Origin of the sequence: Pseudomonas pohangensis (assembly GCF_900105995.1) — a bacterium.
Lineage (GTDB): Bacteria > Pseudomonadota > Gammaproteobacteria > Pseudomonadales > Pseudomonadaceae > Aquipseudomonas > Aquipseudomonas pohangensis.
In genome coordinates, this window is the sequence record NZ_LT629785.1 from 2,933,572 (window position 1) to 2,955,178 (window position 21,607).

Here is a 21,607-nt window from a genome sequence, read left to right on the forward strand (position 1 = left end):
GCCGCTTAGCGAAACGGCGGCTCGTCGAAACTGCGCAACTTGCGCGAATGCAGACTGTCGAGGCGGTTGCGCAGTAAATCGACCGCTGCCAGACCGATCAGCAGGTGCTGGCTGACTGCCCGCTCGTAGAAGGCACCGGCGGCGCCGGGCAGTTTGATTTCGCTGTGCAGCGGTTTGTCCGAGACACACAGCAGGGTGCCGTAGGGCACGCGCAGCCGGTAACCCTGGGCGGCAACGGTGCCGCTTTCCATATCCACCGCCACCGCACGGGCGAGATTGATCAGCGGCCGTTCCTGGGCCCAGCGCAGCTCCCAGTTGCGGTCGTCGTAAGTCAGCACGGTGCCGGTGCGCAGGCGTTTTTTCAGTTCGTCGCCCTGCTCGCCGGTGACCAGCGCCGCCGCCTCCTGCAGGGCCTGCTGTACTTCGGCCAGCGCCGGGATCGGAATATTGGGCGGCAGCACCCGGTCGAGAATGCCGTCGCGGCGCATGTAGGCGTGGGCCAGCACGTAATCGCCGATGGTCTGCGATTGGCGCAGGCCGCCACAGTGGCCGATCATCAGCCAGCAGTGCGGACGCAGCACGGCCAGATGATCGGTGATGTTCTTCGCATTGGACGGGCCGACACCGATATTCACCAGGGTCACGCCATGACCGTCGCTGGCAATCAGGTGGTAGGCCGGCATCTGGTAGCGATGCCAGACCACTGCATCGGCCACCGCCCGGGCATCTTCTTCCGAGGTACCGCGTTCGATGATCACGTTGCCCGGCAGCACCATGCGCACAAATCGCGGGTCGTCACGCAAGCGGGTCAGCCCATGGCGTATGAACTGGTCGACGTAACGGTGATAGTTGGTCAGCAATATCCACGGCTGCACATGCCGCCAGTCGCTACCGGTGTAGTGCTGCAGGCGTTTTAGCGAAAAGTCCACGCGCGCGGCATCGAACAGCGCCAGCGGCAAGGGGTCGATATTTTCCCAGTCGTACAGGCCATCGGCGGTGCCGTCGCTGGCTGCCGACAAGTCGGTACTGGGAAACACCCGGGCCAGCTCGGCCGCCGTGACTCCGGAGCCGGTCAGCTCATCGCCCTGCTCGACCACATAGGGATAGGGGATGTTCTGCTCGCTCAGGCCGACTTCCAGCTGCACGGTGAAGTCGCTGAGCAGTGGCCCGAGCTGATCCAGCAGGTAGCCACGAAACGCCTCCGGATGCGTCACGGTCACACTGTAGGTACCCGGCACCTGCACCTTGGCATAGGCGCGGATGGTGCTGGGCACTTCTCCCTGACACTCATAGGTCAGCCGCAACTGCGGATAGCGGAACCCGCGCTGCTGCTCGGCAGTGGGCTTTTCCCGGGTTTTCAGATAGCGCGTAAGTGCCTCGCCGAGCGCCGATGTGGCCTGGCGGTGCAAGGCTGCCAGGCGGTCCACCGCCTCGTCAGGGCTGTGCACCACGACAAAATCTTCATCTGGAACGGGCATGGACGGCCTTCCTGAACACTGTTTCGCCCATCTTGCCCTGCCGAATGTGACAAAGGTAGTAGCGCAAAGCTGTTTGCCGGACGCTTTCAGGCAGCGACAGTGGGCTAGCTGAAAAAGCATCTACAGTCATACGGTGTTTATCAGCCAAACCAACCGCTGCCGTACCCACCCACAGAGGGTGATTCCATGCCTTTCATACTCGCTGCCTGGCTTGGCCTGTTTGCCAGCTACGCTTGCGCTGCCAGCAGCAGCGACGCAGCCGGCAGATAGGCAGGGCTTTCTGGTCACCGGACAAGGGCAAGTAAGCCAACTGGCTACCGGCGCCCGGCGGTGATTTCGCCATCATGTTGCGCATGTACTGGCCGAAGGAAACGGACCCTCGGTACTGGATGGCAGCTGGTTAGCACTGCAGGTCATCAAAACCCGATAATCCTGCGCGACAACAAAAAGCCCCGGCAGCAAAAACTGCCGGGGCTTTTTGTCAGGCCATGGTTGCCGGCCTATTGTGCCTCTGCAGCCTGTGGCTGATCTGCAGCAGGCATAGCCGCAGACACCGGCAGCGTCTGTGCAGCCGCCTTATCCACCCAGCCACCACCCATCGCCTTGTAGATATTGGCCAGTGCCGCAGCATTGTCGGCCGTTCTCTGCGCCAGCGTCAGCTCCGCCGGAAACAGATCCTGCTCGGCCTGCAACACGGTCGAATACGGCGCGTAGCCGCCGTCGTACTGCAAGCGCGCCAGTTTGGCGTAGTTACGCAATGCGTCGACCTTGCGCTGCTGGGATGCCACCTGCCGCAGCAAGCTTTCGCGCGCACTCAAGGCATTGCTGACATCACCAAAAGCCGCCTGGATGGTTTGCTGATAATTGGCCAGCGCGGCCTTCTGGTTAGCCTCGGCCTGGGCAACCTGACCACTGATCAGCCCGGCGGTGAAGATCGGCCCGATTACCGTGCCGGTAAAGTTCCAGGACTTGGCCGAACCATTGAACACGTCAGACAGCTCGGAGCTGGATCCACCGAAGGCTCCGGTCAGTGAAATCGACGGGAAATACAACGCCTTGGCCGCTCCAATCTGGGCATTCGCGGCAATCAGCTGTTGCTCGGCCTGCAGAATGTCCGGGCGGCGCTCCAGCAATTGCGATGGCAAGCCGGCCGGAATTTTCGGGGCGCTCAGCTCAGCCAGGGTTTTGCCACGCGGAATCGGTCCCGGATTACGCCCGGCCAGTAATGACAGGGCATTTTCCAGCTGCACGATCTGCTGCTCGATCAACGGAATCTGTGCAGCAGCTGTTTCGTATTGAGAGCTTGCCTGGGCCACGGTCATTTCCGAGGTCTGACCATACTTGAACTGCAATTCGAAGTACTTCAGCGACTGGTCGTAGACATCCAGGGTCTTTTTCGAAACGTCCAGCTGCTCATCGAGGCCACGCAATTGCAGATAACCATTTGCCACGCCGGATACCAGTGTCAGTATCACGCCGCGCCGCGCCTCTTCTGTGGCCAGCAGATTGGCCTGGGCGGCCTCGGTCTGACGACGGATGCGCCCCCACAAATCAATCTCCCAACTGGCGGTAAACGCCGCCTGATTGAAGCTCTGCGGGTTCACCGTTCCGGGCGTGACCGCACCGTCTCCGGACTCGGTATAACGCGCACGACCTGACTCAGCGCCATAACCCAGTTGCGGAAAGATCGGCGCACGGGTGGTGGTCAGAATACCGGCGGCAGCCTCGACGTTGGCCGCAGCAATCTGCACATTCCAGTTGCTGGCCAGCGAGTCGCTGATCAACTGATCCAGTACCGGGTCGTTGTACTGCTGCCACCACTGGCTGTCAGCCGTTTCGGCAACCTGGCCGGGCTCGAAACGGTAGGCTTCCGGCGTATCAATCTGCGGCCTGGCATAATCCGGACCGATCATGCAGCCGGAGCTCCCGAGAACCGCGACGGCCAGTGCAAGGGAACGTAGCTTCATGGCTGCTCCTCCTTGCCGGTGCCCTGCGCGGTGCTGGCCTCAGGTTCCGCCGGCACCGGTTTGGCCTTGCCGAAAACCTTCTCGCTGGCGCTGGACAACAACCAGTAGAACATCGGAATAAAGAACACTGCGACCACCGTTGCAGCCAGCGAGCCACCAATTACCCCGGTGCCGATCGAATGCCGGCTGTTGGCCGAAGCACCACTGGCAATCGCCAGCGGCACCAGGCCGAGGATAAAGGCGAACGAGGTCATCAGGATCGGTCGCAGGCGCAGGCGTGCGGCTTCCGCTGCCGCATCGAAAAAGGACATGCCCTCCTTGCGATTCAACTCGACAGCAAATTCGACAATCAGAATGGCGTTTTTCGCCGCCAGACCAACCAGCGTCAGCAGCCCGATCTGGAAGTACAGGTCATTGGCCGTACCGCGCAAAGCAATGGCAATCAATGCACCGAGTATGGCAAAGGGTACGGCCAGCATCACCCCCACCGGCAACGACCAGCTTTCATACTGCGCGGCCAGAATCAGGAAGACGAAAATCAGCCCGAAGACAAAAGCGATGGCTGAGGTCGAGCCCGAACTGACTTGCTCGCGCGCCTCGCCGGCCCAGTCATAACCGTAACCAGAAGGCATTTCTTCTTCGACCACCTGACGAATTGCCTCGAGTGCTGCACCGGAACTGACCCCGGGCGCCGGCGCACCATTGATGGCAATCGCCGGGTAGTTGTTGAAGCGTGTGGACAGATCCGGCCCGACCACAAACTTGGGCGTAACCAGCGCCGACAGCGGCACCATGTCGCCGTCGCGGTTCTTCACATAGAAACGCCCGATATCCTCCGGCGTCATGCGGTATTTTGGTTCGGCCTGCAGCACCACCTGATAAAGGCGCGAGTCTTTCGGAAACTGGTTGACGTAGAGCGAGCCGAACATGGTTTGCAGGGTGTTGTAAGCGTCCTCCACGGCCACGCCAAGCAACTCGGCCTTGCTCCGGTCAACATCCACCAGTAACTGCTGGCCATTGGCGCGGATGGTGGTGTTCACCCCGGCCAGCTCCGGCCGGGTTTTGGCCTTGGCAATGATCTTGTCGACTACCGCCGCCAGCTCGTTGAAATCACCACTGCCTTTCTGCTCGATCCATATCTGGAAGCCGGCAGTGACGCCCAGCCCGGGAATCGATGGCGGGTTCAACGGCACAACCAGACCATCCTCGAAGCCGGCAGTTTCCTTGCGCAAAGTAGCCAGCACATCATCGGCCTGCATGCCCGGCTCCTGACGTTCTTCATAGCCCTTGAGCGAAACGAACAACAGGCCGAAGTTGGTCTTGTTCTGCGAGTCGATCAGGCTGTAGCCATCGACCTGGGTAACGTTTTCTACCGCCGGGTGCTTCCTGGCCAGCTCGGCCACCCGAAGCCCAAGCGCCTCGGTACGGTCCAGACTGGCCGAATCCGGCAGAAAATAGGGAATAAACACGTAGCCCTGATCCTCTGCCGGAACGAAGGCTGTTGGCAACAGCTTGAACAACCAGACAGTGCCCAGCACCACCAGAACAAAAGCCGTCATGGCCAGTTTCCAGTGATGCATGACCCGCTTCACCCCGCCGACATAGCTGTTGGTGATGCGCTCCATGTTGTCATCGAACCATTTGTAAAAGCCTTTCTTCTCGCCATGCTTGGCCTTGATCAAGAGCACCGCAAGGGCCGGTGACAGGGTTAGCGCAACGATGCCGGAGAACAGCATGGACAAGGCAATGGTGATGGCGAACTGCTTGTACAACGCGCCGGTAATGCCGCCCAGAAAAGCCACCGGAATAAACACGGCGTTGAGCACCAGCACCACCGCAATCACCGGCCCACTGACCTCATCCATCGCCCGCTTGGCGGCAGCTCTGGCGTCGAGGCCAAACTGGATCATGTTGCGTTCGGTGTTTTCCACCACCACGATGGCATCGTCCACCACCAGACCAATGGCCAGAATCATGCCGAACAGCGTGAGCATGTTGACCGAGAAACCCATCAGCAACATGCCAACCATGGCGCCGAGAATGGAAATTGGCACGGCGATCGCCGGGATAATGGTCAGGCGCAAGCTGTGCAGGAACACAAACACCACCAGCACCACCAGCACCACGGCCTCGAAGAAGGTGTGGATCACCTCCTTGATCGAATCCTGCACAAATAACGTGGTGTCCAGCGCCACCTCATAGGTCATGCCTTCGGGGAAGCTCTTGGATAGCTCCGCCAGAGTGGCACGCACATTTTTCGACACCTCGATGGCATTGGAGTCCGCGCCTACCTGCTGGTACACCGCAATCAGCGTGGCCGGTTTGCCCTGATACCTGGTGCGCAAGTCATAGTTCTGCTTGCCCAGTTCGGCGAAACCGACGTCTTTAACCCGCAGCAAAGCCGCGTTGCCGTTGTCCGCACGCAGGATCATGTTGTCGAACTCTTCCGGCTCGGTGATCGACTTTGTGGTGGCCGGAAAAGTCTGTACCACCGGACCCTCGGTTGGCGGCGCACCAATCCGGCCGACGGCAAACTGCTGGTTCTGCGCCTTGATCGCTTCGGAAATTTCGCTGACGGATATATCCATCTGCTGCATGCGATCAGGCTTGAGCCAGATGCGCATGGCGTAATCCGGCACACCGAAAATCGACGCCTGGTTGGCGCCCGGGATGCGGTTTACCGCGCCGAGGATCTGCGTATTGGTGTAGTTGCCGATGTAATTGGCATCGTAACGGCCGTCCGGCGAATAGACCGCCAGGATCATCAGGAAGGACGAGGTTTTCTGCTGCACCTTGACGCCCTGCGCCTGCACCGCTTGCGGCAACTTCGACATTGCCTGACTGACCCGGTTCTGCACATCCACCTGGGCCAGGTTGGGGTCGGTGGAAATATCGAAATAGACATTCAGCGTGTAGTTGCCGGTCGAGGAGCTGGTCGACGACATGTACAGCATGTTGTTGGCGCCGTTGACCTGCAGCTCGATGGGCGCACCGACGTTTTGCCCGACCAGTGTGGCGTTGGCGCCAGGGTAGGTGGCGGTGACCTGAATCTGTACCGGGGTGATCTGCGGAAACTGGGCAACGGGTAAAGACTCCATCGCAACCAGACCGGCGATGGAAATAATCAGCGCAACCACTACCGAGAAAATCGGCCGGTCGATAAAGAAGTGCGAAAACATGGGCGAGGTCTCTGGTTATTTGGCAGCGGGAGCGGGTTTGTCAGATGCTTCCGTCGCCTTTACCCGCGCGCCCGGAGCCAACTTGATCATGCCATCGACCACCACCACATCACCGGCAGCCAAGCCGGAGTTAATGAACCATTGATCCCTGTACCAGCTGCCCACCTCAACCGGGCGAACCTGTGCCTTGCTGTCCTTGTCCACGACTATCACAAAATGCCCTTTGTCACCCTGCAACACCGCTTGCTGCGGCACCAGGATGGCGTTGAGTGCTATCGAACCCAACAGCGACACCCGGACAAACTGCCCCGGCCTCAGCTCGGCATCGGGGTTGGGCAAAGTGGCGCGCAGCAGGTAGGTTCCTGTGCTCGTGTTGAAGTCTGCATCGGCAAAGGTGATGCGCCCGCTATGCCCGTAATCCTTGCCATCCGCCAACTTCAGCCTGACTTCGTAATTCATGTCCTTGGGTTGCTGCAGGATGCCGCTCTCGACCATGCCGCTGATTTCCAGCAACTGATTCTCCGACAGGCTGAAATGGACATAGATCGGGTCAACCTGATCGACATAGGTCAGCAGGTTATTGGAAAAACTGACGTAAGCACCTTCCTGCACCCGGGCGTAACTGGAACGCCCGGCCAGCGGCGAAGTGATAGTGGTGTAGTTCAGGTTCAGTTGCGCCTGTTCCACATCCGCGCGCGCTGTCTGCACCGATGCCGCAGCCGACAGTTCCGAGCCGATGGCATCGTCCAGATCTTTCTGGCTCAGTGCATTGAGCTTCACCAGCGGCTTGACCCGCGCCAGATTCTTTTGCGCAGTGTGCCAGCGGGCCTGCTGGGCAGCCAATGCGCCTTTGGCGGCATCCAGCTGCGCCTGGAACGGCCGCGGATCCTGCAAGAACATCACCTCGCCCGCCTTGACCATGCTGCCTTCGGTATAGACGCGCTTGTCGAGAAAGCCGTCCACGCGCGCCATGATGGTCACCTGCCGGGAACTCAGCGTCTGCCCGTCATACTCGGGAATTACCTGGGTGTCCTTTGGCTCAACCTTGATCACCGTTACATCCACCGGAGGCCGCTCAACCTCCTTGGGCTCGTCCTTGCTACAGGCAGAAACAAAAGCCAGAGCCACAAGGGCAACGGGTAACCAGCGCATGCGCAACACTCCTGATGCAACAAAAAAGATAACGTGAAGCAAGGCCCGAAGTATCAAGTGCCCGCCCTTGACCGGTCAAACGGAAGCCCGCTACTGCGCCAATTCAGTGCGCCGAGCAGCCTTCACCGCCGAAACCGGCCTGCCGTTTCTCAAATGCGATCCAGAATATGCCATGGGTCTGGCCGATACAACGTGACAGCGCTTATTTCGCCACTTTCACCGGCGTGCACCGAATGGAGTGCGCGCGCGGCATATGAAGGCAGCCGCGTGCCGCCATTCATAATGCCGCCATCGGGAAAACTCAGACCGGGTGCGGCGTACTGCGCGCCACCAGCGCTTCAACATCTACACCACGCGGCAAGGTGCCGTAGACCCGCCCGCCTTCGCCGCCCAGTCGGCTGGCGAGAAAGGCATCGCTGACCACGCTGTTGCCCGCCTCCAGCAACAGCTTGGCCTGCAGCGCCAGCGCCACGTCTTCGGTGATCTGGCGGGCGCGATACTGGATCTCGCCGGTATCGGCAAAAGCTGCCTTGAGCTTGCCTATCTGCGCCTTCAGGCGCGCATCTCCATGGCCGTCGCCCAGTTCGACAAACAGCGCATCGAGCACTCCCGGCTCCTTCGACAGGGCGCGCAGCACGTCCAGACACTGCACATTGCCCGAGCCTTCCCAGATCGAGTTGACCGGCGCCTCGCGGTACAGCCGTGGCAGGATGGTTTCCTCGACATAGCCGGCGCCACCCATGCATTCGGAGGCCTCGGCGATCATGTTTGGCGCGCGCTTGCAGATCCAGTATTTGCCGATGGCAGTGACCAGCCGGGAGAACTTCTCCTCCTGCTCGTCGTGAGCATGGTCCAGTGCGCGCCCCATACGCATGGTCAGCGCCAGGGCCGCTTCGCTTTCCAGCGCCAAATCGGCCAGCACATTCTGCATCAGCGGTTGTTCCGCCAGCACCCGCCCGCCAACCTGGCGATGCGCGCAATGATGGCTGGCCTGGGTCAGCGCCTGACGCATCAGCGAACTGGAACCGATCATGCAGTCGAAGCGGGTTAGCGCGACCATCTCGATAATGGTCGCCACACCACGACCCTCGTCACCCACCAGCCAGGCCAGCGCACCGCGGAACTCGACCTCGCTGGAGGCATTGGCCCAGTTGCCCAGCTTGTTCTTCAGGCGCTGGATATAGAACTGATTGCGCGCTCCATCGGGGCGATGGCGCGGCAGCAGGAAGCACGACAGACCCTTGTCGGTATAGGCCAGCGTGAGGAAGGCATCGCACATCGGTGCCGAGCAGAACCACTTGTGCCCGACCAGCTCATAGGCCTGTCCCGGCCCACCGATACCCACCGGCCAGGCGCGGGTGGTGTTGGCGCGCACATCGGTACCGCCCTGCTTTTCGGTCATGGCCATGCCGATGGTGGCGCCGCTTTTCTCACCGAGAGGCAGGTTGCGCGGATCGTAGCTGCGCGCCAACACTTTGGGCAGCCACCTCTCGGCCAGATCCGGTTGCAGACGCAGCGTCGCCACGCTGGCAAAGGTCATGGTCAGCGGACAGGCATTGCCGGCTTCGGGCTGGTTGTGCAGGTAGTTCATTGCTGCACGAGCCACGTGAGCGCCGGGACGCGGATCGCTCCACGGCTGCGACGGAATGCCATGCTCGATGGCCGTCTGCAGCAGCTGATGATAGGCCGGATGGAACTCAACCAGATCCACCCGGTTGCCATAGCGGTCATGGCTTTTGAACACCGGTTTGTTCTCGTTGGCCAGAAAGCCGGCGGCCATCAGCGGACCACCGGCCAGCGCGCCGTACTCCTGTAACTGCTGATCGGCCCAGCCGCCGCCAAAGCGCGCCGTCCATTCCTGCAGTGGCAGATCCACACGGTACAGGTTGGCGCCGTCCAGCGTGGGCACCTGATTCAGTACTTCATGGGTTTCGGCAAATTGCTGCAATGACATGGCTCAGTACCCCTTGGCGCCAACGGCGCGCAGACAGAATGTGATCAGGTTGCGGCTGGTTTCGGCAAACCCGGGCACCGCACCTCCGGCCTCCCGGGCCACCCGCGCCGGCGGCGAAAGTGGCCCAACCAGCGATTCGGCAATGGCGCCCACCAGGCAAGTCGCGACCAGGCGCAACTGTTCGACCTGGAAGTCGCCACTACGTACGCCCTCTTCCAGCAAGCCGCTGAACAGATCGGCATAGGCCTCGCGATAGAACAGGCGCTGCTCATCCACCTCCGGCTCCACCGGTTCGGCGATCAGCGCAAAGGCCAGCTGACGGCTGTGCCAGGCGCGTGCGGCAAACTGCAGAATGCCTTGTGCCAGGCGCTCACCAGGCATACCCGGAGCAGCAAAGGCGGTGGCCAACGCCGCCACCTCACGCCGGCTGGCCAGGGCAAACACTTCAGCCGCCAGTTCACCCTTGCTGCGAAAGTGCCGGTACAGGCTACCGGTCGCCACACCGACATCCTCGGCCAGTGCCTGCATGGCCAGACTGGCAAAACCGCCCTCAGCCACTCGCTGCATGGCGCAATCCAGGATGCGCGAACGCAACGCCTGATCACGATCGAGACGCAGACTGGTGGTGCGATAGACCATAAATGAATCCCGGTTCAGACTTTCAAATAGTGAATCAGTATTCATTTCTTGGATAAAGCGTTATTTACGCCAAGTCGGCGGCCGATTACGCCGCCCCGCCATAACCGCTGGAATACTGCCCGGGCAAACTGCACGCAACCGTTGCGGCAATCCTATCCGGCCAGCACTTAGTGATAAGCTTCACTGCCTATGAATATCTCCATGAAAGTTCCGCCATCACGTCCCGTCGTACTCTGCCTTTCCGGCCATGACCCCAGTGGTGGCGCCGGACTGCAGGCCGACATCGAGGCCCTGCTGGCCCAGGGCTGCCACGCAGCACCCACAGTCACCGCGTTAACCGTGCAGGACACGCAGAATGTCCGCGATTTTCGCGTGCTCGACCGCGAGTGGGTATTGGCGCAGGCGCAGGCGGTGATCGCTGATCTGCCGGTTTCGGCCGTCAAGCTGGGCATGCTCGGCTCGGTGGAGATGGTCGATACGGTGATCGAACTGCTGCTGCAGCTGCCGGGCATTCCGCTGGTCTGCGACCCGGTACTGCGCGCTGGCGGCGGCGGTGCGCTGGGCCAGGACGATGTCGGTTTTGCCCTGCGTGAACGCCTGCTGCCGCTGGCACTCATCGCCACCCCGAACCTGCCCGAAGCCCGCCTGCTGGCGGAACTGCCGGAAGGCTCGGCGGACCAGTGTGCGGCCAGGCTGTTGCCACACTGCCGCCATCTGCTGATCACCGGCGGGCATGGCGACGAGAACGAAATTCACAACCGCCTGTATCTGCGCGATGGCAGCCGGCACGACTTCACCTGCCCGCGTCTGCCCGGCAGTTATCACGGTTCCGGCTGCACCCTGGCCAGCGCCCTGGCTGGCCGTCTGGCCCTGGGCGAGGAACTGGTCAGCGCTGTGCGCTCGGCGCTGGATTACACCTGGCGCACCCTGCGGGATGCCGAACAACCAGGGCAAGGTCAGTACGTACCACGCCGCCTGCCGCTCGATTTCTGCGGTTAATCCGGTGATGGCTAAACTGCGCGGTCTTTATGCAATTACCGACAGCCAGTTACTGGCTGACGGGCGCCTGCTGCCTTATGCACAGGCTGCGCTGCAAGGCGGCGTACGCCTGCTGCAGTATCGCGACAAGTCCGGCTCTGCCGAACAGCGCCTGCGCGAAGCCGGGGCGCTGCAAGAATTGTGCGTTCGATATGGCGCGCAACTGATCATCAATGATGATGCCGAACTGGCCGCCCGACTGGGTGCCGGCGTGCACCTCGGCCAGCAGGACGGCTCGATAAGCGCCGCCAGAACCCTGCTCGGCCCCAAAGCAATCATCGGCGCCACTTGCCACGCCCGCCTGCAACTGGCCGAACAGGCACAAGCCGCAGGCGCCAGTTACGTGGCCTTTGGTCGCTTTTTCCAGTCACAAACCAAACCCGGCGATGTCCTCGCCACCCCTGAATTACTGGTGCAGGCACGCCGGCAAATCAATCTGCCGATTGCCGCCATCGGTGGCATCAGCCTGGAAACCGCCGCCGGCCTGATCAGTCATGGCGCCGATCTGCTGGCCGTGATCCACGCCCTGTTTGCCGCAGCCGATGCCGCCGAAGTCGAACGCCGCGCGCGTGCCTTCAGCGAACTGTTTACTTCCGTTTAACTTTTACGAGAGCCTGTCATGTCCCGTTCTGAATCGCTGTTTGCCAACGCCCAGAAACATATCCCCGGCGGTGTTAACTCACCGGTGCGCGCCTTCCGCAGCGTGGGCGGCACGCCGCTGTTCTTCAAGCATGCCGAGGGTGCCTATGTCACCGATGAAGACGGCAAGCGCTACGTCGATTACGTCGGTTCCTGGGGTCCGATGATTCTCGGACACGGCCACCCCGAAGTGCTCGAAGCGGTGCGCCAGCAACTGCAGCACGGCCTGTCCTATGGCGCGCCGACGGCCATGGAAACCGAGATGGCCGATCTGGTGTGCAGCATCGTGCCGTCGATGGAGATGGTGCGCATGGTCAGCTCCGGCACCGAGGCGACCATGAGCGCCATCCGGCTGGCCCGCGGTTATACCGGTCGCGACAACATCATCAAGTTCGAAGGTTGCTACCACGGCCATTCCGACAGCCTGCTGGTCAAGGCCGGCTCCGGCCTGCTGACCCAGGGCGTACCCAGCTCTGCCGGCGTACCGGCTGATTTTGCCAAACATACCCTGACCCTGCCGTTCAACAATCTGGCGGCGGTCGAGGCGATGCTGGCCGAACAGGGCAATAGCGTGGCCTGCATCATCGTCGAGCCGGTGGCCGGCAACATGAACTGCGTGCCGCCGGCCCCCGGCTTCCTGCAGGGCCTGCGCGAACAGTGCGACAAGCATGGCGCGGTGCTGATCTTCGACGAAGTGATGACCGGTTTCCGCGTTGCCCTCGGCGGTGCCCAGGCACACTTCGCTGTGACACCCGACCTGTCCACCTTCGGCAAGATCATCGGCGGCGGCATGCCGGTCGGCTGCTTCGGCGGCAAGCGCGAAATCATGAGCCAGATCGCCCCGCTGGGTCCGGTCTATCAGGCCGGCACCCTGTCCGGCAACCCGCTGGCGATGGCCGCCGGCCTGACCACGCTGCGCCTGATCAGCCGGCCCGGCTTCCATGCCGAACTCGCCGATTACACCAGCCGCCTGCTGCAGGGCCTGCAGGATCGCGCCGATGCCGCCAGCATTCCGTTTGTCACCACCCAGGTCGGTGGCATGTTCGGTCTGTACTTCAGCGGTGCCGACGATATCGTCACCTTCGAGGATGTGATGAGCAGTGATGCCGAACGCTTCAAGCGTTTCTTCCATCTGATGCTCGATGGCGGCGTATACCTGGCGCCAAGCGCCTTCGAGGCCGGCTTCACTTCCATCGCCCATGGCGACAAGGAATTGCAGATCACCCTCGACGCCGCCGAGCGTGCCTTTGCTGCACTGCAGGATTGAGCATGCAATACAGCACCGCCTTGAGTGACAGCCTGCTCGCCATCGCCTGTCTGGCCTGTTTGCTGGCAATCGGCAAGCTGCGCAGCCGTACGGCAGAAGACCAGCGGCCAGGACTGTTCTGCATGCAAATGGGCTTTGCCCTGCCGTTGGCAGCTGCTGTGGTTGGTGCGCTGCGCTTTGGTCTGATGCCGGACTTGAGTGAAATGCATGGCTGGCTGAGCCGCGCCAGCAGCCTGCTCGGCCTGCCCCTGCTGGGCCTGGCCGCGCTGTGCCTGGGTCGCCAATGGCACTGGAGCGGGCCGACCTGGGGTCGCCTGCTGCTGGGGCTGTGTGCCTTCTTCGAGCTGTTCCGTCAGCTCGGCTGGCTGGATGAATACCGCATGGGCGTGCAGCTGGGCAGTCTGTTACTGATTGTCTATGCCGGCCTGATGCAATGGCCTCAGCGCCTTCCGCTACTGCTGGCGCTGGCTGTGACTGCCCTGTTCGGCCTGGCCGGACTGGTGATCGGTACCGAGGGCAGCATGGGCTGGTTCCTGCGTATCGACCTGTTTCACGCCCTGCTGGCACTGGCCTACCCGCTACTGGCCTGGCTGCTGATCCGCCTGGCTGGCCGGTACAGCCGGGCAAAAGCCCTGTAACAAGCCACAGGCTTCATCCATAATGAAACACGGGCAGTAGCCCGCCACCGCTTCCGAGGCATCAGGATTCAAATGAACCGCACCAGTTGCACCCTGCTCACGGGTTGTCTGCTGTTTCTGGCTGCGCTGCCAGTCAGCGCAGAAGAGAACTCGTTGCTGGTTCCGGTTACCGGTAGCTGCCTGCTCAATGTCGCCCCCGAGCAACAGAGCGCAGCAGTCAGCGCCTGCCAGCAGCTCGCCCGCGACGGCGACAGCGAGGCCCAGTTCGAACTTGGCAACTACTACTATCAGGGCGAATTCAAGGGTGCGCAACACACCCGCGACCTGTCACAGGCGCTGTACTGGTTCGAGCAGGCCTCGCTCAAGGGCCACGCCCAGGCCCAGTACTTTCTCGGCCTGATGTTCTATCGCGGCGAAGGTGTACCGGAGAACGACATCCAGGCCTTCATCCTGCTGAAAATGGCCAGTGTCAATGGTTCGGATGATGCGATGGATGCTGCCGACCAGGTCTACGAACAGATGTCCCAGGGCCAGGTCGAGATTGCCAGTCAGGTGCTGGGCGAAATATTCCGCGACTACCTGATGGAACTGCAGGGCTTGCAACAGTCCACCCAGCCGGACCTCAGCAGCCAACCACCGTTCAACTGAAGTCGTTCAACCCGGCTGGAGCAGGCGGTTTCTAGCGCTCGGGCATTGGCAGGGGAAACGGCATGACATTGCCAGCGCCCTTGGCCTCGCTGATTTTCGGGGTACCCAGACGCTCCACCTCATCGATGCGGATAACCGCATGCATCGGCACGAAGCTGCGTACTACGCCGTCAAACTGCGCCTTGAGCTTTTCTTCGCTAGGGTCGACGACTACCTGCGTGCGCTCACCGAAGACAAACTCCTCGATTTCCAGAAAGCCCCACAGATCACTTTTTGATGCTAGTTACCCTAAAAATATCCAAAACCTCGAGTGAGTGAGTGATTTTCTCTGATTTATAACGATTTATTTTTGGGTGTTTTTTAGGCAAGGCATCTATAGGCATTCCAAAAACTCAAACCAAGCTACTGACTCAGTAATACATCATCGCGTCTTAACCGACCAATCAAGACTAGAAAAAGCTCTGACTAATTCCGGTCACGGTAAGCTGCTCCCGACCCACTGCGGGCGCGCGACTCTATCTACAAAGCCTGGGTCGATTCATCTGTTAGCCCTCTTCATCGTCGATTGGCTTCGCCTTTGCAGTAAGCCAGTCTGCAAATGCCTTCACAGCCTCTGCACCCTCTGGAGCAATGGTCCACCACCCAAGATTCAACGTCGACGACTCGCCGTAAATTGTGAGTTCGATGTATGCCCCGTCACACACCATTGGACTGACAGGGAATGCCGTGATGCTGGCCTGCTTAAGCATGGCTATCTGCTGTTGAACGTCAGCAGCAATAAGTGGAATACGCTGCTTTTGGTTGCTCCCAAACTTTCGCCAATCTTGAACATCCAGACGGAAGTTTCCGTTTATTTGAACCAGTTTCAGGGTGCGATGTTGTGGGCCGCACCCAAAACTAGGAGTAATGCGCAACCGCGCGATTAGCTCATTCTTACTCATAATTTATGCTCGCCTTGGCCAAAGTGCGTAATTGCACCTTACTTGAACACCTAATTGCATCGCTAATAACCAGTCCTTTGCGTTTAACTTGACCATTCGCGTTGAGCCATTGCTTCCAGTCGATGGGTCTGTCAGTTAATGGCGTGGGTGGAGTGATTGAAGAACTGCAGCCGACCCAAATCATAGGCTGGGAATGTTGAATCGTTCCGGGGGTAGTCCATAAAAATGGCCAATTGCATGACTGACGAACAAACCTAGCTGCGTAGACAATAGGCCCCCCTCACAAGCCTGCAGCTGCATCAGCCGACACGTTGACAGCTTTATAAATGGCAGCATAATATTGGATCGCCTAGGGAGGCACCCTGCTGCGTGGGAAACACCCTTCTAATCTCTTTCTTGAATTTTTCACCATTGATAGCCGAGCAAGCAGCATGCAAGTACCGACATATTTCGGTATGGCTAGTGGGGAAAAATCATGCTCACTCCAGAAAACTTCATCAACGAATTCAAACGTTTTGCCCGCCTTACGCAAGATACGAATCTGACCTATTGTCAAAACCTTGACATTCGAAGCATCGAATTTGGATTCCGCGACTTCTACCAGCTGCAACACGAGTTTCCGAATTTAAACTCCAAACAGGCTTGGGCTATTTCGTCGAGGCTAATGAGGCGGCTATGCGCAATAGTGGAGCCAGACAGCAATAAGGTGTTCTATATTTTCACTATCGAAAAGGCGCGCCCCAGTCACTGCAGTTATCACAGCATGTGGGCAGGCGATGATAAAGATGGTCGCGAGGTTAGAGTTCCCCGCCGTGTATACTTCAAGCGGCTCGAATACCCATTCCCCGTCTACGTCATCGAAAATGAAGACCAATTTTCGGCATGGCGATGTGATTGGTTCGGCACTGCATACCTGTCCCCTGAAATAGCTGAGAAGTATTTCATCTCAGCATTCCTCCACAGGGCACGGGTAGTTACGGGCTGACTGTTCGCACTCACTAGCTCTACACCAGTCAGAAATCTCCCATAGATAACGAGCGGGGCCGTGTCCGCTACTGGCACGTTTCAGCCTACAGCCAGGGGCGGCAGTCGGCCCTTTTCGGCCGGTCGCGACCGACAGGTACGTGCCAAAAGCGGACCTTCAAGTGAAGTTAAATCTGCCCTCATGGTTTTTACTGTAGAGCGCACCTAGCCAGCGAGTTGGCTAATGCGCCCTACGTAAACGTTGCAAGCACTTCGAACTCAGAGCCTCAAATCACTGCCCCATCATGTGCTGTTGCTGCATCATTTGATCCATCATCATCTGCTGCGTTCCCATGTACTGATCCATCATGTACTGGTGCTGTTGCATTTGCTCGGGGGTCATGCCTGAGTAGTGGCTCCCCATGTCTTTCCATCCCATCATGTGACCGTCATTCATCATGTTGCCGTTGCCCATCATCCCGCCATTCATCATGTTGTGATTCATCATCCCGCCACTACCCATCATCCCGCTGCCCCACATGCCGTTCATCATGCCCATGCCGCTTTGCATCAAGGCCTGATGTTCCTGCAAGAGCTTTTGACGTTCTTTAGGGTCTTTGGTCTGCTGGATTTTGTTCATTTGCGCCTGCATTTTTTGCAAGTTCTCTTGGACTTGCGCCATCTGCTTTTCAAACTGTTCAATGTTTCCTTTTGACTGTTCAGACTGAACGGCCGTGGTCGCTGACGCTGCTACTGTGTCCTCTGCTGCGACCCAGGTAGTAGCTAGAGCAGCAGTAAGAAAAAGTGCTGTGGAAATTGGAGTTTTCATCGTTTGCTTCCTTCTCGTTCGAGCATCGGGGGAGATGTTGACGCTGGGTTTTCCTAGCGCTCATCGCTAATAACGCCAATTGAGAATAGCCTTGTTTCAATGGTGGCCGGCCGGTACTCATCCGGCTGGTTTCTATCTACCTCGACTGGCAGTGTCTGACCCATTTGAGTTGTCAAATTTGACTCTAAAACCTAGAGCGACTCATCTGACCTTGCTGACTATGAGTCGGGACTTATTCACTTTAGATTGGTCTTGCTCAATTTTTTGTGAAGCGATTTCAATGGCTGTGGCTTTTCCCGACATGGGTGTGGCCATCATCTGGAAGCGCCTGCACTCCACCAGTGCTGTTAAGGCACTGAAGGATTCCACACTCTTGTGCGTCCCGTCCGGCTGCGCAGCGCTGCCGTAATTCAATCAGCTGTTGTTGCAGTGCCAGTAGGCTCGTCACACGCGCTTGCACATGCTTGATGTGCTCATCCACTAAGGCATTCACGCCCTCGCAGTTTTCCTCTGGTCGATCAATTAAAGCCAACAAGCTTCTGATCTCATCCAGCGTCATATCCAATGTTCGGCAGTTACGGATAAACGTAAGCCTCTCAAGATGCGCGCTGTTATACAGGCGGTAATTACCCGTACTGCGGGCCGGCGCCTGCAGCAGGCCCTCATGCTCGTAATAGCGAACAGTTTCTACCTTGCAATCAGCTAGCTTGGCCAGCTCTCCTATTTTCATAAATTATCTCTTCGACAAACGCTTGACCCTGTAGTGGCTTTAGGGTGTTCACTCTACAACACGATAAATGAGGATACCCCCATGACTGGTTGTTGCGGTGACGAACACAAACCTGGAGTGTTATCAAAGGATGTCTGCTGTGACCGTAGTGAAGCGACTAAGTGCTCATCTGTTACAGCCACCACAACTGATGCCCGGCCCGGTTCTCAGCTCAGCAGCTTTCGCATTGAGCACATGGACTGTCCTACCGAACAGACGCTGATTCAGGACAAGCTGAGCAAACTCACGGGTGTAGATAAACTCGATTTCAATCTGATCAATCGTACTCTCGGGGTATGGCATAACTTGCCGTCAACCGCACCGATCGAATCGGCGATCTTGTCCTTGGGCATGCAGGCGCAACCACTAACTGTTGAAGGACAAGCTCGCATCAAAATCGAACAGATGGACTGCCCGACGGAAGAAAATCTGATTCGCGGCAAACTGTCTTCACTCCCCGGCATCAGTGAGCTGGAGTTCAACTTGCTCCAGCGTGTGCTGACGTTTCGTCACACGGCGGATGCACTACCAGCGGCATTGGTAGCTATCCGCGACCTTGGCTTCACGCCAGTGGTGGAGGGTTCAACAACGGCAAACGAAGTCGCGCAAGCTACCCCGCGCAAGAAGGCCTGGTGGCCTTTGGCGCTATCAGGTGTGGCAGCCGTTTCGGCTGAGTTGTTGCACTTCGCTGAACTTGCCCCCGAATGGATAGTGGCCGGCGTGGCATTACTAGCCATTCTGCTGTGTGGCGTGACGACTTATAAGAAGGGCTGGATCGCCCTGACAAACCGTAACCTGAACATCAATGCGCTGATGAGTATCGCGGTTACCGGTGCGGTGCTGATTGGGCAATGGCCGGAAGCCGCCATGGTCATGTTCCTCTTTTCGGTCGCCGAACTGATCGAGGCTAAGTCGCTAGACCGGGCGCGTAATGCCATTCGTGGCCTGCTGGATCTGACCCCGGAGCGCGCCACTGTGCAGCAGCCCGATGGCTCGTGGCTTGAAGTAGAGGTTGAAACTATTATCGTAGGCGCCTTGGTCAGGGTTCGGCCTGGCGAGCGGATCGGCCTCGATGGCGAGGTAACTTCCGGCAACTCCACCATCAACCAAGCACCGATCACGGGTGAAAGCCTGCCCGTAGAGAAAACCATAGGTGACCCTGTTTTTGCTGGAACCATCAATGAAGCCGGCTCGTTGGAGTACCGAGTCGTGGCCGGCGCTGCTAACACCACGCTTGCGCGTATCATCCACGCGGTCGAAGAGGCACAGGGTTCGCGTGCGCCGACCCAACGCTTTGTCGATCAATTCGCCAAGGTATACACACCTGTTGTATTCCTCCTCGCCCTGGCTGTCGCCATCGTGCCACCGTTGTTTATGGCAGAACCCTGGTACGACTGGATCTATCGCGCCCTAGTGCTTTTGGTCGTTGCCTGCCCTTGCGCCTTGGTCATCTCGACGCCTGTCACCATTATTAGTGGCCTGGCAGCGGCAGCGCGCAAAGGTATCCTGGTCAAAGGTGGTGTCTATCTGGAAATCGGCAGCAAGCTTGGCTTCCTGGCGCTCGACAAGACCGGAACTATTACTCACGGCAAGCCGGTACAGACCGACTATCTGCCGCTGGTTGAGCAGGACTCAGAACGCTACCGTACCCACGCCGCCAGTCTCGCCAGCCGATCTGACCACCCGGTTTCTCAATCGATAGCCAAGCACGCCACGGAGAATGGTCTGACGTTTGCTGCCGTTGAAGATTTAGAAGCCCTGCCGGGTCGAGGGGTACGAGGCACCATTGAAGGCATGGATTTCCACCTGGGCAACCACCGCTTGGTGGAAGATCTTGGCCTCTGCTCACCAGAACTGGAAGCGACCCTGGAGCGACTTGAACGCCAAGGCAAAACTGTGGTGGTGCAGTGCAATTCACAGCGTGCAATTGCCATGTTTGCAGTCGCCGATACCGTCAAAGAATCCAGTCGCCAGGCAATCGATGAGCTTCACGCGCTTGGCGTGAAGACCACAATGCTGACCGGCGATAATCCACACACCGCAGAAGCTATTGCACAGCAGGTAGGCATCGACGAGGCACTCGGCAATCTACTGCCAGTCGATAAGTTGCAGGCCATTGAGGCATTGCAGGCGCGGGGCTACGTTGTCGGGATGGTCGGTGATGGAATCAACGATGCACCGGCGCTGGCGAAGTCTGAAATCGGCTTCGCCATGGCCGCCGCTGGCACAGACACCGCCATCGAAACTGCCGATGTAGCATTGATGGATGACGACCTGCGCAAGATCCCGGCCTTCATACACTTGTCCCGGCAAACCGCAGCCATCCTCAAGCAGAACATCGTTCTAGCGCTGGGAATTAAGGCCTTGTTTCTCGCCATTACCCTCACAGGTCAAGCCACCATGTGGATGGCAGTATTTGCCGACATGGGCGTCAGTCTGATGGTGGTGTTCAACGGGCTGCGTCTTCTTAAAAAATAGGAACTGAGGGTTAGAGAAAACACCATTGGAGCTCGCACCTAAACAAGCCTTAGAACAGTCCAAGCATGTCTGCTCGGTTGCCATATTTAAGATTTTCGCGAGTCGATGGGACAAATACTTCGTACTGTTGGCGCGTTACTGTTCTCGAAGCGGAGCTCATAGGCAATACAAATCACTTCAGAATCAGTGCCTTCGAACTCATGCTGGATTCAATAGTTAGACCTCATAAAGCTGGAGCACCAGATGAACTCACTCGAACTAAAAGTTCCGCCAGTTGTATTGGTTTTTCTTGCAGCAATGCTCATGTGGCTCATCTCGCTCGTGGCACCTTCGTTCAATTGGCGACCGATTCATAGCGGACTCATCGCCCTAATCTTCATCCTTGCAGGAGGCTTGATTTCCGCTCTGGGAGTGCTCGCTTTTAGGCAGGCCAAGACAACGGTCAATCCAACAAGCCCAGAGACAGTTTCATTGCTAGTAGTTAAAGGCATCTATAACCTGAGCCGAAATCCGATGTACCTCGGCTTCCTCCTCACTTTGGTCGGACTCGCACTTCTAGTTGAAAACAAGCTGTCGTTCGGCGTTCTGCCTGCGTTCGTGGCCTACATGAATCGCTTCCAGATCGCCCCGGAAGAGAAAGTTCTCTCCGCGAAGTTTGGCCAGGAGTTCGGTGCCTACATGCAGAGAGTTCGCCGTTGGGTCTGATCGAGAGGACGTCATGCGGAAAGCTGGGCACCGCCTCTAACCTCAAACGTTAGGCAATGACCTCCTCATGTTGTGCGTATAGATGTGAGCCCGCACGCTTTCAAATACCAAATCGTTCGCCGAAGCCGGCTACCGTCCATTAACTTGTCTTGGCTAAGAAGAGCTATCCAAGTGAGTCGAATCTCACTTGCTTGAACGGCATGGTTACGCAGAATATCTCCGGAACCCAATACACATCCTAAATGGTCGCGCTAGCTGCATTTCTGGCCTTAAGCCTGAAAATCTGAATGTCTCTTATGGGTTGACTGCAGACTGTAAGCGTC

Annotated in this window: 17 protein-coding genes and 1 pseudogene; 8 read left to right on the forward strand and 10 right to left on the reverse strand. The window is 58.5% G+C overall.

What is annotated here, in order from left to right; translation table 11 throughout:
• Positions 1 to 5: 5 nt before the first annotated feature.
• The 6 genes from amn to BLT89_RS13760 form a co-directional block, all read right to left on the reverse strand.
• The gene (gene amn, locus BLT89_RS13735) at positions 6 to 1,478 is read right to left on the reverse strand and encodes an AMP nucleosidase (RefSeq protein WP_090196506.1); all 1,473 of its coding nucleotides are present in this window, start codon (positions 1,476 to 1,478) and stop codon (positions 6 to 8) included.
• 500 nt (positions 1,479 to 1,978) lie between these two features.
• Positions 1,979 to 3,445 carry an efflux transporter outer membrane subunit gene (locus tag BLT89_RS13740; RefSeq protein WP_090196509.1) on the reverse strand — a complete coding sequence of 489 codons (1,467 nt, stop codon included), beginning with the start codon at positions 3,443 to 3,445 and terminating at the stop codon, positions 1,979 to 1,981.
• Positions 3,442 to 6,624 (reverse strand): efflux RND transporter permease subunit, encoded by a 3,183-nt coding sequence (locus BLT89_RS13745; RefSeq protein WP_090196512.1) that lies wholly within the window; start codon positions 6,622 to 6,624, stop codon positions 3,442 to 3,444. Before BLT89_RS13745 ends, BLT89_RS13740 begins: the two co-directional genes overlap by 4 nt.
• Before the next feature lie 15 nt (positions 6,625 to 6,639).
• Complete coding sequence (locus BLT89_RS13750; RefSeq protein ID WP_090196516.1) at positions 6,640 to 7,776, reverse strand: efflux RND transporter periplasmic adaptor subunit; 1,137 nt, start codon at positions 7,774 to 7,776, stop codon at positions 6,640 to 6,642.
• 301 nt (positions 7,777 to 8,077) lie between these two features.
• Entirely contained in the window at positions 8,078 to 9,730 is a 1,653-nt protein-coding gene (locus tag BLT89_RS13755; RefSeq protein ID WP_090196519.1) for an acyl-CoA dehydrogenase family protein, read from the reverse strand.
• A gap of 3 nt (positions 9,731 to 9,733) precedes the next feature.
• Positions 9,734 to 10,369: a TetR/AcrR family transcriptional regulator gene (locus tag BLT89_RS13760; protein WP_090196522.1), complete on the reverse strand. Its 636-nt coding sequence runs from the start codon at positions 10,367 to 10,369 to the stop codon at positions 9,734 to 9,736.
• 201 nt (positions 10,370 to 10,570) lie between these two features.
• Here BLT89_RS13760 and BLT89_RS13765 point away from each other — a divergent pair, with 201 nt between their 5' ends.
• The 5 genes from BLT89_RS13765 to BLT89_RS13785 all read left to right on the forward strand — a co-directional run bounded on the left by BLT89_RS13765 (position 10,571) and on the right by BLT89_RS13785 (position 14,599).
• Positions 10,571 to 11,368, forward strand: a complete 798-nt coding sequence (locus BLT89_RS13765) for a hydroxymethylpyrimidine/phosphomethylpyrimidine kinase (protein WP_090199046.1) — start codon at positions 10,571 to 10,573, stop codon at positions 11,366 to 11,368.
• A 7-nt stretch (positions 11,369 to 11,375) separates the two neighbouring features.
• Positions 11,376 to 12,008 (forward strand): thiamine phosphate synthase, encoded by a 633-nt coding sequence (gene thiE, locus BLT89_RS13770; RefSeq protein ID WP_090196525.1) that lies wholly within the window; start codon positions 11,376 to 11,378, stop codon positions 12,006 to 12,008.
• An 18-nt stretch (positions 12,009 to 12,026) separates the two neighbouring features.
• Positions 12,027 to 13,313, forward strand: a complete 1,287-nt coding sequence (gene hemL, locus BLT89_RS13775) for a glutamate-1-semialdehyde 2,1-aminomutase (protein ID WP_090196528.1) — start codon at positions 12,027 to 12,029, stop codon at positions 13,311 to 13,313.
• Positions 13,314 to 13,315: 2 nt separating this feature from the next.
• On the forward strand, positions 13,316 to 13,951 hold the full coding sequence (locus tag BLT89_RS13780; protein WP_090196530.1) for a hypothetical protein: 636 nt from the start codon (positions 13,316 to 13,318) through the stop codon (positions 13,949 to 13,951).
• A 72-nt stretch (positions 13,952 to 14,023) separates the two neighbouring features.
• Positions 14,024 to 14,599, forward strand: coding sequence for a tetratricopeptide repeat protein (locus BLT89_RS13785; RefSeq protein WP_090196533.1), 576 nt, complete (start codon positions 14,024 to 14,026; stop codon positions 14,597 to 14,599).
• A gap of 31 nt (positions 14,600 to 14,630) precedes the next feature.
• On the opposite strand, the pseudogene BLT89_RS13790 reads toward BLT89_RS13785, so the two are convergent.
• Together BLT89_RS13790 and BLT89_RS13795 are read right to left on the reverse strand one after the other, a co-directional pair.
• Positions 14,631 to 14,873: pseudogene (locus BLT89_RS13790) on the reverse strand (DUF1820 family protein); the annotation flags it as partial.
• A 271-nt stretch (positions 14,874 to 15,144) separates the two neighbouring features.
• On the reverse strand, positions 15,145 to 15,540 hold the full coding sequence (locus BLT89_RS13795) for a hypothetical protein (RefSeq protein WP_090196535.1): 396 nt from the start codon (positions 15,538 to 15,540) through the stop codon (positions 15,145 to 15,147).
• A 475-nt stretch (positions 15,541 to 16,015) separates the two neighbouring features.
• On the opposite strand from BLT89_RS13795, the gene BLT89_RS13800 reads away from it, so the two are divergent.
• The gene (locus BLT89_RS13800; protein WP_090196538.1) at positions 16,016 to 16,525 is read left to right on the forward strand and encodes a hypothetical protein; all 510 of its coding nucleotides are present in this window, start codon (positions 16,016 to 16,018) and stop codon (positions 16,523 to 16,525) included.
• A 270-nt stretch (positions 16,526 to 16,795) separates the two neighbouring features.
• Here BLT89_RS13800 and BLT89_RS13805 read toward each other — a convergent pair whose 3' ends face one another.
• On the reverse strand, positions 16,796 to 17,332 hold the full coding sequence (locus tag BLT89_RS13805; RefSeq protein WP_231975024.1) for a hypothetical protein: 537 nt from the start codon (positions 17,330 to 17,332) through the stop codon (positions 16,796 to 16,798).
• 277 nt (positions 17,333 to 17,609) lie between these two features.
• On the reverse strand, positions 17,610 to 18,062 hold the full coding sequence (gene cadR, locus BLT89_RS13810; RefSeq protein WP_090196541.1) for a Cd(II)/Pb(II)-responsive transcriptional regulator: 453 nt from the start codon (positions 18,060 to 18,062) through the stop codon (positions 17,610 to 17,612).
• A 234-nt stretch (positions 18,063 to 18,296) separates the two neighbouring features.
• Between cadR and BLT89_RS13815 the strand changes: the two genes are divergently transcribed.
• Together BLT89_RS13815 and BLT89_RS13820 are read left to right on the forward strand one after the other, a co-directional pair.
• Positions 18,297 to 20,579, forward strand: a complete 2,283-nt coding sequence (locus tag BLT89_RS13815) for a heavy metal translocating P-type ATPase (protein ID WP_090196544.1) — start codon at positions 18,297 to 18,299, stop codon at positions 20,577 to 20,579.
• A gap of 243 nt (positions 20,580 to 20,822) precedes the next feature.
• Positions 20,823 to 21,284, forward strand: a complete 462-nt coding sequence (locus BLT89_RS13820; RefSeq protein ID WP_090196547.1) for a methyltransferase family protein — start codon at positions 20,823 to 20,825, stop codon at positions 21,282 to 21,284.
• Positions 21,285 to 21,607: the final 323 nt, after the last annotated feature.